Source organism: Rhizobacter sp. (assembly GCF_046595475.1).
Classification (GTDB): Bacteria; Pseudomonadota; Gammaproteobacteria; order Burkholderiales; family Burkholderiaceae_C; genus Rhizobacter.
In genome coordinates, this window is the sequence record NZ_JBKJOQ010000018.1 from 33,009 (window position 1) to 49,525 (window position 16,517).

The 16,517-nt window shown below is 64.5% G+C and carries 11 protein-coding genes; 1 reads left to right on the forward strand and 10 read right to left on the reverse strand.

Annotation, left to right across the window (positions count from 1 at the left end; genetic code table 11):
* Positions 1-36: 36 nt before the first annotated feature.
* The 5 genes from AC30QB_RS03675 to AC30QB_RS03695 all read right to left on the reverse strand — a co-directional run bounded on the left by AC30QB_RS03675 (position 37) and on the right by AC30QB_RS03695 (position 7,683).
* Positions 37-258: a hypothetical protein gene (locus tag AC30QB_RS03675; protein WP_489544835.1), complete on the reverse strand. Its 222-nt coding sequence runs from the start codon at positions 256-258 to the stop codon at positions 37-39.
* 150 nt (positions 259-408) lie between these two features.
* Positions 409-1,410 carry a DNA topoisomerase IB gene (locus AC30QB_RS03680; protein ID WP_489544836.1) on the reverse strand — a complete coding sequence of 334 codons (1,002 nt, stop codon included), beginning with the start codon at positions 1,408-1,410 and terminating at the stop codon, positions 409-411.
* Positions 1,410-3,932 carry a DNA ligase D gene (gene ligD / locus AC30QB_RS03685; RefSeq protein WP_489544837.1) on the reverse strand — a complete coding sequence of 841 codons (2,523 nt, stop codon included), beginning with the start codon at positions 3,930-3,932 and terminating at the stop codon, positions 1,410-1,412. The genes AC30QB_RS03680 and ligD overlap by 1 nt, the downstream gene beginning before the upstream one ends.
* A 9-nt stretch (positions 3,933-3,941) precedes the next feature.
* Positions 3,942-4,829, reverse strand: coding sequence for a non-homologous end joining protein Ku (gene ku / locus AC30QB_RS03690; protein WP_489544838.1), 888 nt, complete (start codon positions 4,827-4,829; stop codon positions 3,942-3,944).
* A gap of 124 nt (positions 4,830-4,953) precedes the next feature.
* Positions 4,954-7,683, reverse strand: a complete 2,730-nt coding sequence (locus AC30QB_RS03695; RefSeq protein ID WP_489544839.1) for an EAL domain-containing protein — start codon at positions 7,681-7,683, stop codon at positions 4,954-4,956.
* A gap of 291 nt (positions 7,684-7,974) precedes the next feature.
* Between AC30QB_RS03695 and AC30QB_RS03700 the strand changes: the two genes are divergently transcribed.
* A complete protein-coding gene (locus AC30QB_RS03700; RefSeq protein WP_489544840.1) occupies positions 7,975-9,699 on the forward strand; it encodes an ABC transporter substrate-binding protein in 1,725 nt (574 codons plus the stop codon).
* 152 nt (positions 9,700-9,851) lie between these two features.
* On the opposite strand, the gene AC30QB_RS03705 is transcribed toward AC30QB_RS03700, so the two are convergent.
* The 5 genes from AC30QB_RS03705 to AC30QB_RS03725 form a co-directional block, all read right to left on the reverse strand.
* Positions 9,852-11,420 (reverse strand): AMP-binding protein, encoded by a 1,569-nt coding sequence (locus AC30QB_RS03705; protein ID WP_489544841.1) that lies wholly within the window; start codon positions 11,418-11,420, stop codon positions 9,852-9,854.
* Positions 11,421-11,558: 138 nt separating this feature from the next.
* Entirely contained in the window at positions 11,559-12,707 is a 1,149-nt protein-coding gene (locus tag AC30QB_RS03710) for a porin (protein WP_489544842.1), read from the reverse strand.
* A 217-nt stretch (positions 12,708-12,924) separates the two neighbouring features.
* Entirely contained in the window at positions 12,925-13,623 is a 699-nt protein-coding gene (locus tag AC30QB_RS03715; RefSeq protein WP_489544843.1) for a TetR/AcrR family transcriptional regulator, read from the reverse strand.
* A gap of 11 nt (positions 13,624-13,634) precedes the next feature.
* On the reverse strand, positions 13,635-14,054 hold the full coding sequence (locus AC30QB_RS03720; protein ID WP_489544844.1) for a VOC family protein: 420 nt from the start codon (positions 14,052-14,054) through the stop codon (positions 13,635-13,637).
* 135 nt (positions 14,055-14,189) lie between these two features.
* Complete coding sequence (locus AC30QB_RS03725) at positions 14,190-16,376, reverse strand: ATP-binding protein (RefSeq protein ID WP_489544845.1); 2,187 nt, start codon at positions 16,374-16,376, stop codon at positions 14,190-14,192.
* Positions 16,377-16,517: the final 141 nt, after the last annotated feature.

Consider the following 16,517-nt stretch of genomic DNA (forward strand, 5'->3'; position numbering starts at 1 on the left):
CACTATGAGCGTTTTGCGGCACCGGAATACCCTTCTTCAGTCGGGAATTCCATCCATTTCGAGGAAAGTACTTTGGCAAAAGACGTCGTCAAAACGAAGATTCAGGCCGACGGCCTTCGCTACAAGGTCAAGGAAGGTGGCTCTCCCTTCGCCAGCGCTGGTGACTTCCAGGCCGGCACCATGTCGTGCTTCTTGTGCGGCAAGCACCGCCCCCGCAACACCTTGAAGACCCGGCGCCTGCTGGGCAAAGCGCAGCATGTGTGCGCTCCCTCCTGCAAGGAAGCAGAGGCGGCAGGCGCTCAAAAATCAACGCCTACGACTGCCACGGTCTGAACTGACCGGCGTGTCTGCAGCGGTATCCAGGCGGGCCCCAGCGGCCCGCTTTTTTTTCGCCCCAGCTTTTTTTGCTCAATGTGGCGGCAAGAAGGCCAGCAGCCGGCATTCGGCCATCGTGAGACCGCGCCGGCGCTTGCTGTCCTTGCCCGCCCAGCCGGCCAGGCCTCCCTCGGCCGCCCTCGCCATCAGGTCTGGGTGCACGTAAGACTTTCGGCAGACCGCCAGGGTGTTGCCCAGCCTGCCCGCCACCTGGCGCAGCACCTCGTTGACGGCACGCCGGCTCACCGGCCCATCGGCGGGCACGGTGCACAAGAGCTGCAAGGCCAATACGCTCGCATGCCAGGTGCGAAAGTCTTTGGCGGTGAAATCGGCCCCGCTCAACTCGCGCAGGTAGTCGTTCACGTCGGCCGAACCCACGCAGCAACCCTGCCCCGACTCGCTTTCGTACTGAAAGAGCTCCTGCCCCGGCATGGCCTGACAAGCGCGCACGATGCGGGCGACATGCGGGTCGTCGAGCGCCACCTCGTGCCATACGCCGCTCTTGCCGCGAAACTTGAGCCGCAGCACGCTGCCCTTCACTGCGGCATGGCGGTTGCGCAGCGTGGTGAGGCCGAAGGAGCCGTTGGTGCGCGCGTACTCGTCGTTGCCGATGCGCATGAGGGTGGTGTCGAGCAAGCGCACCAGCGCCGCCAGCACAGATGGGCGGCTGCCCACCGTCGCGACCAGGTCGCGCTTTACTTTGGCGCGTATGCGCGGCAGCGCGGCGCCGAACTCGCGCATGCGCTCGAACTTGTCAGCGTCGCGTGCCTCTCGCCAACCCGGGTGGTAGCGGTACTGCTTGCGGCCGCGCGCATCGCGGCCAGTGGCCTGCAGATGGCCCTCGGGCAACGGGCAGATCCACACCTCTTCATAGGCCGGTGGAATAGCGAGGTGGCGTATGCGCTGCAGCTCGTTGGCATCGCGCAAGGCCTGGCCATCGGGGCGGCGGTAGCGAAAGCCGTCGCCGTGGCGCAGCCGCTTTATGCCTGGCATGGCGTCGCTCACGTACAAGAGGCCTGCCTGAGAAGCGCTCATCACGCCCCCTTCTTCGGGTCGAAGCCCAAGGCCTTCATCGGCTTGCCCAAGCTCTGGCGCGCGGCGGTGTAGCCGTCCCACGGTGAGTTGCCGGTGGGCAGGCGCTCAGACACGTTGGCTACCGTCCATTGCGCTGCACTCTTCAGCCCAGCCAGCTCATCCCACGCAAGTGGCACCGAGACGCCCATGCCCGGCCGCGCACGCGCCGACCAAGCGCAAACCGTGGTCGCGCCCAGACCATTGCGCAGGTAGTCGATGAAGATGCGGCCCACGCGGTTCTTCGGCCCGCTCTTGGCCACAAAGCGCTGCGGGATCACCTCGGCCATGTGGGCCACGATGGCCTGTGAGAAATCCTTCACCGCGTCCCATTCGAGCTTTGGCGTGAGCGGCACCACCACATGCAGGCCCTTGCCGCCGCTGGTTTTGAGAAAGCTCTTCAGCCCCAGCTCGTTGAGGAAGGCATGCACGAGCTGCGTGCCCTCCACCACCTGCGCCCACACCACCCCTTCGCCGGGGTCAAGGTCAAACACCATGCGGTCGGGCTTGTCCATGGCGCGCGTGGTGGCGTTCCAGGTGTGGAACTCCAGCACATTCATTTGCGCCGCCGACACCAGCCCCAGCGCATTCGAGATTGCCAGCAAAGGCGCATGCGAGGGGTAGAGCCCGCGGTCCAGGGTGTCGACGTTCGCCATCGCCCGGCCCTCGGCATGCTTCTGGAAGAACTGCTCGCCCGCCACGCCTTGCGGTGCGCGCATCAGCGACACAGGCCGCTGCTTCAGGTGAGGCAGCATCAGCGAAGCCACTGCGGCATAGAACTCCACCAGCTGCCCCTTGGTCACGCCGCTTTGGGTGTCGATCACACGCTCGGGGTGGGTAACGCGAAAACTCGCCGGCAACTTCGCCGAAGGTTGTTCAGCAGTCACTTTCCGGGTCACTTTCCGGGTCACTTTTTGGGCCACTTCCTTGGCAATGTGTTGCGGCGGCTTGTCGCTGCGCAAACCGTGGAACACCGCCTGGCGCACATGGCCGTCGCGGGTCCATTGCGCAAACGACACCTCGGCGATCAGCTTGGGTTGTACCCAATGCGGCTTGACGAGCTTGACCGTGCCCACGCGCGCCGGTGCATCGGCGAAGGCGCTGGTGCCAACCTCGATCTCGTCGAGCTGAGCGCGCAGCTTGACCAGCGTCTTGTCGTCGAACCCCGTGCCCACATTGCCGGCATAGCGCAGCGCGCCCTTGTCATCGTGCACGCCCAGCAGCAGCGCGCCGAGGCCACTGCGCGAGCCTTTCGGTTCGGTAAAGCCGCCAATCACAAACTCTTGCCGCGCCGCGACCTTGAGCTTGATCCAATCGGTGGAGCGCTGCGCGTGGTAGCGCGAGCCACCACGCTTGCCGATCAGGCCTTCGAGCCCGGCATGCTGCGCCGAGGCAAGCAGCTTCTTCGGGTCTTCGTCGAAGGCGGCACTGAACTGCACGGCGGCGCCCTTGTGCTGGCCGATCAAGCCCGCGAGGCGATCGCGCCGCTCACGCAGCGGCGTGTTGCGCAGGTCTCGCCCGTCGTGAAAGGGCAGGTCGAATACGCAGTACTGGATGTCTTGGGTGCGCTGCGAGTCGAAGGCGCTTTGCAGCGCTTGAAAGTCGGGGGCGCCGTTCGCGCCCGCCACGACGATCTCGCCATCGAGCCAGCCCCAGCCGATGTTCAGCCCCTTGATCGCCTTCACCAGCGCGGGCATGCGGTGCGACCAGTCGTGGCCATTGCGTGTGAGGCAGCGCACGTCATCACCATCGATGCGGGCGAGCAGGCGATAGCCGTCGAACTTGATCTCGTACAACCAATCGTCACCGGGCGGCACTTCGCTCGCCAAGGTGGCAAGCTGCGGCGCCAGCGTCAGCGGCAGGGCCGACTTGGCATGGCTCGATGTTTTCTTTCCTATTGCCTTCTTGGCCACCACCTTCTTCGGCGCCTTCTTGCCCAACACGCTGTCGGGCAAGGCCTCGACCACGTCGTACTCAGCCGACGGCTTGGCCTCGTCGTCGTGCTCCTTGATCAACAGCCACGCGGTCTGGCGCTCGTCGTCGCGCTTGCGCATGCGCACGAGGGTGTAGCCGCCGCGCAGCTTGTCACCGTGCAGCTCGAACTTGAGCTTGCCTTCGCGGTAGCCCTTGCGAGCATCGCCGAGGGGCGACCAGGTGCCGCGGTCCCACACGATCACCGAGCCTGCGCCGTAGTGGCCTTCGGGAATCACGCCTTCGAAGCCGCCATAGGAAAGCGGGTGGTCTTCCACCTCGACCGCCATACGCTTGTCAGCCGGGTCCAGGCTTGGGCCCTTGGGCACGGCCCAGCTCTTGAGCGTGCCGTCTAGCTCCAGGCGAAAGTCATAGTGCAAGCGCCGCGCTGCGTGCTTTTGCACCACGAAGCTGAGCTCCTCACCCGAGGTGGCGAGTTCGCCCGCGGGCTCGGGCGACTGCTTGAAGTCACGCTTGCGGTTGTACGCGGCGAGCGTGGGGGTGCTGCTGGACATGGCCGGTGCTCAGGCGGCGCGCTTCTTCTTCGCGGCCGGCTTGCGCTTGGGCTCGGCTTCCGGCTGGGCCTTGGCCGCTTGTTTGGCCTTGCCCCCGCCTTTCAGGCTGCGCTGCAGCAGCTCGGTGAGGTCGATCACATTGCCGGCCTTGGCGGCTGGCGCCTCTTCTTCCGGCTGCAGCACCGTCTCGGCGTCGCCAGCCTTGGCCTTCTTTTCCACCAAGGCCATCACCTGGTCCTTGAACTTGTCGCTGAAGTTCTCGGGTTGCCAGGCGGTCGTCATGTCGTCGATCAGCTGACCGGCCATCTTCATCTCGCGCTCGGTCACACCGGCACCCTTCACACCCTCTTTGGGCAGCTTCAAGTCTGCCCAGGTGCGAATGTCTGCACCCCAGCGCAGCAGGTTGAGCACCAGAGCCGGGCCCACCGGCACCAGCGCAGCCAAGTGCTCCTTGGTCTGGATGACCACGCGCGCCAAGCCTATGCGCTGCTTCTTCAGCAAAGCCTCGCGCAGCAACGCGTACACCTTCTCGCCCTTGCCTATGGGCGCCAGGTAGTACGGCCGATCGAGGTAGAGGAAGGGAATCTCGGCGGCCGAGACAAAGGCCTCGATGTCGATCGATTGAGTGGATTTCGGGTACACGGCCTCGATCTCTTCCGAGCTGAGCACCACATACTTTCCTTCGCCATGCGCCACGCCCTTGACGATGTTGTCCTTGTCGATCTCTTTGCCGGTGCGCTTGTTGATGCGCTTGTAGCCGACAGGGTCCATGCTGCGCTTGTCGAGCCAGTCGAAGTCGACGCCGCTCTCGGTGGTGGCGGCGTGCAGGCTGACGGGTATGTGCACCAGCCCGAAGCTGATGGCGCCTTTCCACAAGGCGCGTGACGCGGTTGCCATGAGAGTCTCGTTTCGACATGCAAAGCAGTGAAACGATCGTAGGAGCGGCAGCCCCCAAGCGGCCAGTGCGCGCCGCCGTATTTCGCTGTGGGAATGCGCCTACGACGCCAGCAGCGCGGGCAGGCTAGGCGGCGATGAGCTGCGCCGGCATCTCGGCCAGCAGCCGGGCCGCGGCCTCGGTGCCGCGGGCTTCGTCGTCCAGTGGGCGCGGCTTCTCGACGCCGTAACCCTGCACGTAGTCAACGCCCAGCCTGCGCAGCATGTCGATGGTGGTGTCGTTCTGCACAAACTCAGCCACGGTGCGCAGACCCATGCGGTGGGCGATGTTGTGTATGGCCTCGACCATTGCGAAGTCGACAGCGTCTTTTGACATGTCTTTCACGAAGGCGCCGTCGATCTTCACGTAGTCGACGGGCAGGCGCTTGAGGTAGGTGAACGAAGACATGCCGGCGCCGAAGTCATCGAGCGCGAAGCGGCAACCCAGCTCACGCAGCCCGTGCATCAGCTGCACCGCGATGTCGAAGTTGCCGACAGCGGCGGTCTCGGTGATCTCGAAGCACACCAACTCTGGCGCCACGCGGTGGGTCTTGAGCTGCTGGCGCACGTAGTCGACCAGAGAGGCGTCGGCCATCGAGGCGCCCGACAGGTTGATGCTGAAGCGTGCCGGCAGCTTGTAGTGCTTGGCAAAGCCGGCGTGCATCTTCAGCGCCTTCGAAATCACCCAGCGGTCGATCGATGGCATGAGGCCGTAGCGCTCGGCCGCCGGAATGAAGGCCATGGGCGCAACGATCTTGCCTTCGTCGTCGAGCAGGCGGATCAGCACCTCGACGCTTTCGTAGCCGCCGCCGTCTTCCTGGATCGAGGCGATGCGCTGTGCGTAAAGCACGAAGCGGTCTTCGCTCAGCGCCTTCTGCAAGCGCGAGAACCAGTCTAGCTCGCCGTTGCGGTGGGCCACCGCGGTGTCGGCTTCGTCGTACACGTGCACGCGGTTGCGGCCCGCCTCTTTGGCGACGTAGCACGACGAGTCGGCCACGCGCAGCAGGTCGGAGCGGCTGTACTGATGAGCCTTGAAGGGCACCAGGCCCACGCTCACCGTGAGCTGGAATGAGCGGCCTTCCCACACGAACTGCAGCTCGCTCACGCGCCGACGCATGGCTTCGGCCACACGCATGGCGGGCTCGATCGGGCACGATTCGAGCAGCACGCCGAACTCGTCGCCGCCCAGGCGGGCGAGCGTGTCTTGCTTGCGGATCTCTTGCATCAGCAAGGCCGTCACTTGCTTGAGCAATTGGTCGCCCGCGACATGGCCGCAGGTGTCGTTGACCACCTTGAACTGGTCAAGGTCGAGGAACATCACCACGCCGCTCGCCTTGGGGTCGTCCACGGCCAGCGCCGAGTCCAGGCGCATCTCGAAGGCCGGGCGGTTGGCCAGGCCGGTGAGCAGGTCGTGGTTGGCCTGGTAGGACATTTCAGCGGCCAGCTTTTTGGCCGGGCTGACGTCGTGAAACACCAGCACAGCACCCACGGCCGCGCCGCCACGCCCAAGGATGGGGGCGCCCGAGTCTTCGATCGAGCGCGGCACGCCGCTGCGGTGCATCAGCACCGAGTCGCGCGCCGAGCGGGCCTGTGCGCCGGGGCGGGCCAGGTCGGCCAGGCCGAAGTTGAGGCGCTCGCGGGTGTGGGCGTGCACCAGGCAGGCCACTTCGGTGAGTGGCTTGCCGATGGCTTCAGCCACTGTCCAGCCCGTCATCTCTTCGGCGGCGGGGTTGAGGTAGGTCACGCGGCCCTGGTGGTTGGTGGCGGCCACACCGTCGACGATGGAGCGCAGCGTCACTTCCAGCAGCTCTTTCTCGTGGAACACGCGCAACTCGGCTTGCTCTTTCTCGACCACGGTGCGGCGCAGGCGGTACGTCTGGCGGGTGAGCACCACGGTGATGACGATGATGATCAGGCCGGCCGCGAGCGCCGCGGCGAGCGACTCGGCTCGAAACGCCTCATAGCCGGCCATCGAGGTGGAGGCCGGCACGGCCACCACCGCATACAGGTCGTGCCCGGCGATTGGCGTGACCGAAGTAAAGCGTGCCACGCGATCGCTGGGGCTCGGGGTCGGCTTCATGCTGCGGTCTATGCGCTTGGACGCCTGCACCAGGCTGTCGCCACCGATCAAGTCACCCGAGGTCTGGCGCTGGTCTGACAAGCGCGAGCGGAAGATGCCGTCCGCACCCACCACGCCCACCACGTTGCCCGGGCTGTCGTTGGCGACGAAGCCTTCGGTGAGCAGAGCTGCGTCGAAGGCCAACAGCACGGCGCCGCCGAAGCTGTCATCGGCGCGCTTGAGCTGGCGGCCCGCCGGCACCATCCAGCGCTGAAGCTCTTCGCAGAAAACTGGCTGCGTGGTGGCCAGGCCAGTGCGCGTCCAGGAGGCCTGGAAATGCTGGCGGTCGGTCACATGCGTGAGCTTGGGCGGCACCGCGCCGCGCGCGGCGGTTTGAGCAAACACCAGGCCGGTCTGGTCGGCCAGCGCCACCGAGATGCGGCCCGCGGGGGCGAGCAGGCCCGTCTTCTCCAGGGCAACCAGGTCGACGTTGCCATTCTGTTCTTGATAGTGCTTGACCAGCGAGGCGGTCTGGTTCACTTGGTCGAGCAGGCGCTGCACGCGGTCACCCAGGCGCTGCGAAGCGCTGTCGACTTCGCTGTAGGCCAGCTGCACGCTGCTGGCGTAAGCGCGCTCCAGCATCCACCCAGTCGCGCCGGCCAGGCCCAGCAGCAAGCCACCCGCCACACCACCGGCGGTGATACAGAGACGTGTGCTGACGGGTAAGAACCGCCAAAAGCGGAGAACAAGGTGGCGCATGGCTCGACGAGCAAGAGTTACTCCGGATATCGGGTGCCGGCAGGCCGGCTTGAGGCCTGCACGCTCTGCGCTGCAATACCTTGCATCAAAACCCGTGCATTCGTGACAGGTTGTGCATCTGGGGCGCGCCTGGAAAGGCAGGTATGCGCAGGGCGCGGCCTGAAGTGGGCCTGCAATTCCCAGAGTTTCCCCTCTCAATGACAGAGCAGGCATGGGCCATGATGGCTGCGCCCGGCACCGATCGGTCGAACAAAAAGTATGTCGCGGCACCCACCCCAAGGAGAGCTTTGCATGACATTGCCCCGCATTGCGGCGCCCTTTTTCGCCGGTGCACTCGCTGCGGCATTGGCCCTGGCGCCTGCGCTTGCGCTTGCCAGTGCACAGGCTGACAAGCCGCAAGTCGACAAGCCGCAGTACGGCGGCGCGCTCAACATCGGCACGCTGTTCATCACGCTCAACGCGCAATCGTGGGACCCGGCCGACTGGTCGTGGAAGCTCAACAATGACGCGGGCCTGACTTACGAACAACTGTTTGCGGCCGACCTCTCCAAGGCGCGGCACCGCGGCGGCGCCCACCGCTTCATCGCCGATGCCTGGCTGCCGCCCGACGGCACGCGCGGCGAGCTGGCCGAAAGCTGGGTCACGAAAGACAACCCCTTCCGGGTGGAGATCACCTTGCGCCGCGGCGTGATGTTTCCCGCCAAGCCTGGTGTGATGGAGTCACGCGAGCTGACCGCCGAAGACGTGGTCTACAGCTACGAGCGGCTGCTCAAGAGCCCGCGCAAGCAGCCGGGCTACTTCGACCACGTGGCCAAGGTCGAAGCCACCGGCACGCACAGCCTGGTGTTCACCTTCAAGAACTACAACGCGGAATGGGACTACCGCTTCGGCTATGGCTACTACTCGGCCATCGTGCCCAAGGAAGTGAGCGCCGCCGGGGCCGGCAACTGGAAGCACGTGAACGGCAGCGGCCCTTTCATGCTGAGCGACTACGTGCAGGGCAGCTCCAGCACCTTCACCAAGAACCCCCTCTATTGGGACAAAGACACCATCGGCGGCCAGGCCTACAAGCTGCCCTTCGTCGACAAGATCAGCTACCGCACCATCAAGGAAGAAGCGACCGCGCTGACGGCGCTGCGCACCGCGAAGCTCGACGTGCTGGAGCTCGTGAGCTGGAGCGCCATTGACGAGCTGAAGAAGAGCGCGCCCAAGCTCAAGACCTCGAAGTGGCTGGGCATCTCGGGCACGATGATCGCCATGCGCACAGACACCAAGCCCTTCGACGACGTGCGCGTGCGGCGCGCGCTCAACATGGCCGTGAACAAGCAGGAAATCGTCAAGGCCTACTACGGCGGCAACGCCGAGATGTTCGTGCACCCGCAGCACCCTGATTTCGCCGGCTACTACGAGCCGCTGTCGGCCATGCCCGAGTCGATCAAAGAGCTCTACACCTACAACCCCGACAAGGCGAAGAAGCTGCTGGCCGAGGCCGGCTACCCGAACGGCTTCAGCTTCAAGGTACAGGTGAGCAGCAACACGCAGAACCACGACCTGGTCACCCTCGTGGGCTCATATCTCGCCAAGGTGGGCGTGAAGATGGAAATGGACCTGACCGAGTTCGGCGCCTACGGGCGGGCCATGGCCACGGGCACCAACGACCCCGGCTACTTCATGATCAGCACCATCACCAACCCGACCACTTCGATCCGCAAAAACTTCGGCAAGACCTCTATCTTCAACCCCTCGCGCTGGAACGATCCCGAGTTCGACAAGAAGATGGGCGAGGTGCTCGCCGAGCCCGACGAGAAGATCCGCCAGATCAAGGTGCGCCTCATGACGCGCGAGATTCTCGACAAGTCACCCTACATCTGGCTGCCCGTGCCCTACGTGTACACGGCCTGGTGGCCGTGGGTGAAAAACTACGGCGGCGAGCTGCGCGCAGGAGCAGAGCGGCCGGGCCCTATTCACGCACGCATATGGGTGGATCAGGAGATGAAGAAAAAAATGGGTTATTGAGCAGCAGAGCCTGGGTAAGCTCTTTTTGGACGCAAAGGACGCAAAGGGAAGACGCAAAGATCGCAAGGAATTCAACGACGGTTTTCTTAGCGTCCTTTGCGTCTTCCCTTTGCGCCCTTTGCGTCCTCTTCACTGCATCCAAGCCTCAGCCATCAAACGCGCTTGCGATAAGCCTCACGCAGCTTCTGCTTGTACAGCTTGCCGTTGTCGTGCCGTGGCAGCTCGGCGACGAAGTCGACGCTGCGCGGGCACTTGAAGTGCGCGAGGTTGGTGCGGCAGTGTGCTATCAAGGCTTGGGCGAGATCGTCTGATGCGGTGTACGCGCCCTGCAGCAGCACCACTGCCTTCACCTCTTCGCCCCACTCGTCGTTGGGCACGCCGATCACACCGACATCGGCCACGGCCGGGTGGGTGAGCAAAGACGCCTCCACCTCGGCCGGGTAGATGTTCACGCCACCCGAGATGATGAGGTTGGCGCTGCGGTCTGTGAGGAAGAGGAAGCCATCTTCATCAAGGTAGCCCATGTCGCCCAGCGTGTAGTGCGAACCCACATACGCCTGCTGCGTCTTGGAGGTGTCCTTGTAGTAGCTGAAGCGGCCGTCATCTGGTGCACGAAGATAGACCGTGCCCACCTGGCCCGGCGGCAGCTCGCCGGCGTCGTCACCCAGGATGCGGATGTGCCCCGGCTCGGCCTGGCCCACCGTGCCTGGCTTGAGCAGCCAGGTGTGCGAGTCGACCAGGCTGCCCATGCCCTCAGTGGCGGCGTAGTACTCGTGCACGATGGGGCCTATCCATTCGATCAAGGCGCGTTTCACCGGCACCGGGCACGGCGCCGCGCCATGCAAGATGTATTGCAGCGAGCTGGTGTCGTGGGCCGCGCGCACCGCGGCGGGCAGCGAGAGCAGCCGGTGAAACATGGTGGGCACCATGTGCGAGTGCGTCACGCGGTGCTGCGCTATCAGCTCTAGTGCGCGCTCGGCGTCCCACCCATCCATCAACACCACGGTGGCACCGAAGGCGTTGGGCACCGCAAGCGAAAACATGAGCGGGGCTGCGTGGTACAGCGGGCCGGTGCACAGGTGCACACTCACGCCGGGCTGGTAGGCGGCCGCCTCGCTGGTGGGGCTGCCAGCCACCGCCACGCGGCTCACGCCCTTGGGGCGGCCGGTGGTGCCTGAGGTGTAGAGCATTGACGTGCCGAGCTGCGGATCGGGGATGTCGCCGGTGTCTTGCGGCTGCAGCATGGTTTCGTAGTCTTCGTAGCCAGCCAGCTCACCACCGATGGCAATGCGCGCGCAATGGGTGTGCTCGGCCAAAGCGGGGGCGAGGCCTGCAAAGCGCGCGTCTAGCAGCAGCACCTTGGCGTCGCAGTCGTTGACGATGTAGGCCGCCTCTTCGGCGGTGAGGTGCCAGTTGATGGGTGTCACGCGCAAGCCTGCGCGGCGCGTGGCCCACAGGACCTCGGCGAATTCGAGCCGATTGCTGCACATCACCGCCACGCCATCGCCAGCTTGAAGGCCACGGGTGCGCAGTGCCCGCACCAGTTGGTTGCAGCGTGCGTTGAGCTGCGCAAAACTGCGGGTACCGGCATCAGACACCAGGGCCGGCGCCTGCGGGATCACGCCCGCCCAAAACGCCAAGGCCATGCCTTGCGCCATCGCCCGGCCAAACATCTGCTGCAAAACTGCGGGGTCGGTGGCAGGTGGCGTGTCTTGTGTCATGAGTGTCTCGCTGAGGTTTCGAGCCTCATTGTTCGCCTCTCAGACGCCGCCACCTCATCCGGGCATACCCTGAAAAAAATGGGGCCGAAGCCCCATTCAAACATGCAGCCGGAGTCTCTCCGGCATCGCCTAGGAAACTCAGAAATTGTGGCTAATGCCTGCCTGCGCGGCGCTGGCCTTACCACCCGCCGTCGGCAGGAAGCCGGAGGCAATGAAGTTGTAGTTGGCCGAGTTGTCGTTCTTGATGGTCACGTAATTGGCGTACACCGCCGTGCGCTTGGACAAGTGGTACGAGTACCCAACACCCACCTGGCGCGAGTCGGCATCGGCCAGGCCCTTGTCGTTGCGCGCCATGTACGACGCCTTGATCGTGTTGACGCCAATGGCCCAAGAGAAGCCGATCAGCAGGTCGTCAACTTTGCGGTCTGTCTCGGTGGGACCGCCCAGCTGGCCGAAGGAATCAAGCTTCTGCGAGTGATAGAACCCCATCACGGTGAAGCTGCCGCCGAATTTGTACGACGCGCCTGCCGAGAACACGTTGAGGTTGTTGTTGCCGCTGGCGGTAGGCGCGGTGAGGTAGGCGCCGGTGTCGGTGAGCGGCGCCTTGGTCTTGCCGTAGGCCGCCGCCACGAACAACGGGCCGCTGCGGTAGCCCGAGCCTATGCCGGTGTAGCGCGGGCCCACACCTTCGCCCAGCGCAACCTGGCCATAGGCATACAAGCCCGGCACCCAGGTCGCGGGGATGAAGTAGCCCAACATGTTGCTGGCGCGCACCAGCGTGCCAGGGGCCAGTGTCTGGCCGATCGTGGAGATGTACTTGTAGTAAGGCTGGTAGTTGACGGCACTGGCCACGCCCGCGCTGAAGAACGGGTCGAAGTAGGTCGCAGGCACGAAGGTGGCGGTGTAGTCACGGCCCATGCGCACTTCGCCCACCGGCGTGAACAGGCTCACCGTGGCCTTGCGGTTCCAGGCGAAAGCACCGGCAGGGGAGCCGCCGCTGAAGAGGTTGTTGGTGTTGGTGGCTACGCCGGTGCCGGTGTCGCTGTTGGCTTGCGACTCCAGATAGAAGTGGGCGCGAAAACCACCACCCAGGTCTTCGCTGCCGGTGAAGCCAATCTTGCTCACGTACATGCCACCGTCACGCACCTGCCAGACATGACCTTTGCCGTCGGCGCTGACACGTGTGACGTTGCCGTCTACACCACCGAAGAGGGTCACGCTGTCGGCCGCGTGCACAGTGCCCACGCAGGCAGCGAGTGACGCCAGAGCAAGAATTGATCTCTTCATGTCGTTGTCTCCAAGTTTTGGGTCTTGTCCCTGCCCTGCGCCAGGTTCAGGCTCGTCTCCACCGTCTCTGATCTCGGTAGTTAGTCGATGCACGACTCACGGTGCGCACCTTAGTAGACAAAGAGTCTACAAGCCGAGAATTCGCGCACAAGCGAGGGGAATCCCTTCGTTGCGGCGCACCAACGGAACACCCGGTACGACGGGCGACACGTCTTGTTCAGCGCTTGCGGGCCGCCCGCAGGGTGGATTTGGAGGTTTCGGTATGGGCCTGCGGGGCCACCGGCACGGCGGCTTCGCCGAAGCGTTTGGCCAGTGCGGCCCACCCGCCGAGCATGAATTCGGACCACACGTCGGCGCTCATCTGCGGCGAGAAACCGAACTTGCGCAGCCCGCGCGCCGCCGAGGCTGGCGCGTTGATGGTGATGACCGCGATGATCTGCGCCACCTCAGGCGGCACGCGGTAAGTGCGGATCGACTTCTCGACGAAGAACTGCGTGCTGAGCATGCGCTCGTCGCGGTCACGCCCTTGCAGCAGCTTGATGGCTGCGCGGTCGCTGAACAGCTCGCGCAAGATCGCACCGCGCTCATAGAGGTAGTCGAACGCCTGCTGGGTGGCCACGCGCAGGATGTGTTCGAAGGGGGTGTCGGGCGGAAACGAACCCAGGCCTCGCCCGCGCAACACGCTGAACTCACGCTCAAGCAACGCCTTCAGCAGCTCATCGCGGCTGGAGAAATGGCGGTAGATGAGCGCCTTGCTGATCGACGCCGTGGCGGCCACCTCTTCCAGCGTGCAGTGCGACAGCCCGTGATGCAGGATGAGTACCGTGGCGCTGTCCAAGATCTGGGTGCGCCGCTCATCGGCAGACAGGCGTGCCCTGGGCGCGCGCGGTTTGGACTTGATCGGGGCAGCGGCCATCGTCTGCGGCCTCAGGCCACCTTGGGCGTTGCCTGAAGGATCTCGATGAGGTAGCCATCAGGGTCCTTGGCAAACCCCACCACTGCATTTCCCAGGGCTGGCACCGGCACGGGCTCGCGCACGATTTCAAGCCCTTCGTCGCGAATGCGTTGCACCAGGGCCTTGGGGTCTGGCACATAGAACACCAGCTTGATGGCGTTGTTGCCGTAATGGCGCTCCGAGCCATCCGTCCATTGCATCAGCACGATGGCCGAGCCGCGGCTGCCCTCCAGGCCCAGCACGATCTCATCCATGTAGGGCAGTTTGAAGGTGCGCAGCTGCTTCATGCCTAGCACGCGCATGTAGAAGTCGGCCGATCGGCTCAGATCGCTCACGCCGATGCCGATGGCGCCGAGGGTGCTGCGTGCCTGGGTGCTGGTGTCTGCGCTCATGAGGTTCTCTTGTGTACGTGCGGGGGTGTGTCGTGCTCGCCACCAACAACCAATGCGACCAGACGAGGCGCGAATCTATCACCGCGCCTGTCGACTCACCACACGCACGGGGCTTCAGGATTTGAGAAATGCGCCCTACGGCTCGATGCCGTGCCGACCGCTGCGGCGCGGCAGCACCAGATGAAAGACGCTGCCCACGCCGAGTGTGCTGCGCACCCCGACCGAGCCACCTTGCAACTCCGCCAGGCGGCGCGTCAGCGCGAGGCCCAGGCCGGTGCCCTGGTGCGGTTTGGCGTAGCCGCTGTGGATCTGCTGATACTGGTGAAAGAGTTTGTGCTGATCGGCTTCGGCAACGCCGATGCCCGTGTCTTCCACTTCAATGCGCACATGCGAAGGCCCTTGCGCAAACGCGCGCAGCACCACCTGCCCACCGGGGTCGGTGAACTTAATGGCATTCGACAGAAAGTTGTAGAGCATCTGCTTGAGCCGAGCCGGGTCGAGCAGCAGGTCGGTCAGGCCCGGCTCGAGCTCGGTGATGAGCGTGATGCCCTTGAGCGCCAGCTCGGCTTGCAATACCCCGGTCACTTCGCCCATGAGCCGCGGCAGGTCCACCCATTCGGGAAAAAAATCGAGCTTGCCCGATTCAACCTTGGACAAGTCGAGCACGTCGTTGATCAGCTGCAGCAAGTGGCGCCCGCTCGATGCAATGTGGCCTAGGAACTCTTGTTGCTTGATCGCTGGCAAGGGCGCGCTGCTGCTGCGCAGGATGTCAGCGAAGCCGATGACCGCGTTGAGCGGCGTGCGCAACTCGTGCGACATGTTGGCCAGGAACTCACTCTTGAGCCGGTTGGCTTCCTGCATCTGCTGGTTCTCGAGCTCCAGGCGCACGCTGTTCAGCCGCAGCTCTTCGCTTTGCTTGCGGTCGGAAATGTCGATCACGATACCCATCATGAAGTACGGCACGCTGTTTTCGCTGAGGCAGGTGCCGTGCGTGGACAGCCAATGCACGCTGCCATCAGGCCACACCACGCGACAATCTTGCTGCCAGCTTTTGCCGTCGCGAAGCACGGCCTGCATGTTCCGGTTGACCCGCTCCCGATCATCGGGATGCACGTGATCGAAGAAAGTTGCCACCGTCCAGTCGGGCACCGGCCCGGAGTAGCCGAAGCACTGGTCGTGACGCAGTGAATGGTGCAATTCGTCGGTGCGCAGGTCGAGATCCCAATCACCGATCTGGCTGGCATCAAGCACCATGCGCAGGCGCGATTGGCTGTCACGCAGTGAAGCGACTGCCTGTTGGCGAGCCTGCTCGCGCTCACGCAGGAGCGCCAGCGCCTGCTGCAAGGCCTGGCCCAGCTCGGCCACCTCGCGCACCGGCGACGGCGCAATGCTCGCCGATTCACCCATGCCGATGGCCAGAGCTGGCGCCACCAGCGCCTGAATGGGCTCCGAGATGCGCCGCCCGATCACGCTGGCCAACAAGAGGCCCAAGGTCAGCATGGCCGCCGTTCCGGCGATGTACGCCACGAGCGTGCGCTCAAGCCTGGCGTTGAGCGCCGCCTCGGGCACGCCGATGGCCACGGACCAGCCGTAGGCAGATGAGCGGCTGAAGCAGGCGATAACGTCGATGCCGTCTTTCGTCTTCCCACGCGAGCTCCCTTCAGGTGAATCCTTCAGCGCTTGCAGCATCGCCGGGGTGGCAGGCTGGCCCACGAAACTCTCGGCTTTGCGGTTGCGGGCCACGATCACGCCATGGCTGTCGAGCACGGCCACCGTCCAATCCGGATCCATCTGCTGGCGCGCCAGAAGCTGGGTGAAGCGCTGAGGCGAAAGCACCATCTCCAGCCGGCCGATCACGCGTGCGTTGCGTATCACCGGCACGGCCACGGCCACCTGGGGCTCACGGGAGACCTGTCCGATGAAGAACTCGGACACCGCCGGCTGCCGGGTCACCATCACCTGCGGGAAGCGGTCGTGCTTCAGTGTGGGCAGGGGCGTGCCGAATCTCGTTTGGCTGCTCATCAGCACTCGCAGCTCGGTGTCAAGCAGCAAGATGACCTCACCCGAGCTGTAGCGCAGCGTCTCGCTAGCGCTCGCGTGAAAGCTGCGCATGTCGCCTTCATCAATGTGGGTCGACGTGCCCAACGTCTGCAGCACGGCAATGCTGGTCGAAAACTCGCGCTCCACCGATTGCGTGAGCGAGCGAGCGGCCTGCACCGTGGTGATCACGATCGCATTTCGCTCGCGCTGATACGACACATAGGAGATGGCAAACGCGAGCAGCCACGCCGGTACCACGCAGGCCACGACAAGCAGCTGCACCCGCGCCCGAATCGTCGTGGGTCTCTCGCCTTGCCACCACCGTGACCCCATGCGCCCCCCTTCAATAGGTTTGCAGCTTGCTGTGCATTACAGCACCGCACCCGCTCGGTGAGAACCTGAGAATTCAGGTTGGCGCGGCCC

Coding starts and splice junctions, on each gene's coding strand:
- AC30QB_RS03675 (WP_489544835.1), bottom strand. CDS start 258: ATGCTGCGCTTTGCCCAGCAGGCGCCGGGTCTTCAAGGTGTTGCGGGG.
- AC30QB_RS03720 (WP_489544844.1), bottom strand. CDS start 14,054: ATGAGCGCAGACACCAGCACCCAGGCACGCAGCACCCTCGGCGCCATC.
- ku (WP_489544838.1), bottom strand. CDS start 4,829: ATGGCAACCGCGTCACGCGCCTTGTGGAAAGGCGCCATCAGCTTCGGG.
- AC30QB_RS03700 (WP_489544840.1), top strand. CDS start 7,975: ATGACATTGCCCCGCATTGCGGCGCCCTTTTTCGCCGGTGCACTCGCT.
- AC30QB_RS03705 (WP_489544841.1), bottom strand. CDS start 11,420: ATGACACAAGACACGCCACCTGCCACCGACCCCGCAGTTTTGCAGCAG.
- AC30QB_RS03695 (WP_489544839.1), bottom strand. CDS start 7,683: ATGCGCCACCTTGTTCTCCGCTTTTGGCGGTTCTTACCCGTCAGCACA.
- ligD (WP_489544837.1), bottom strand. CDS start 3,932: ATGTCCAGCAGCACCCCCACGCTCGCCGCGTACAACCGCAAGCGTGAC.
- AC30QB_RS03710 (WP_489544842.1), bottom strand. CDS start 12,707: ATGAAGAGATCAATTCTTGCTCTGGCGTCACTCGCTGCCTGCGTGGGC.
- AC30QB_RS03715 (WP_489544843.1), bottom strand. CDS start 13,623: ATGGCCGCTGCCCCGATCAAGTCCAAACCGCGCGCGCCCAGGGCACGC.
- AC30QB_RS03680 (WP_489544836.1), bottom strand. CDS start 1,410: ATGAGCGCTTCTCAGGCAGGCCTCTTGTACGTGAGCGACGCCATGCCA.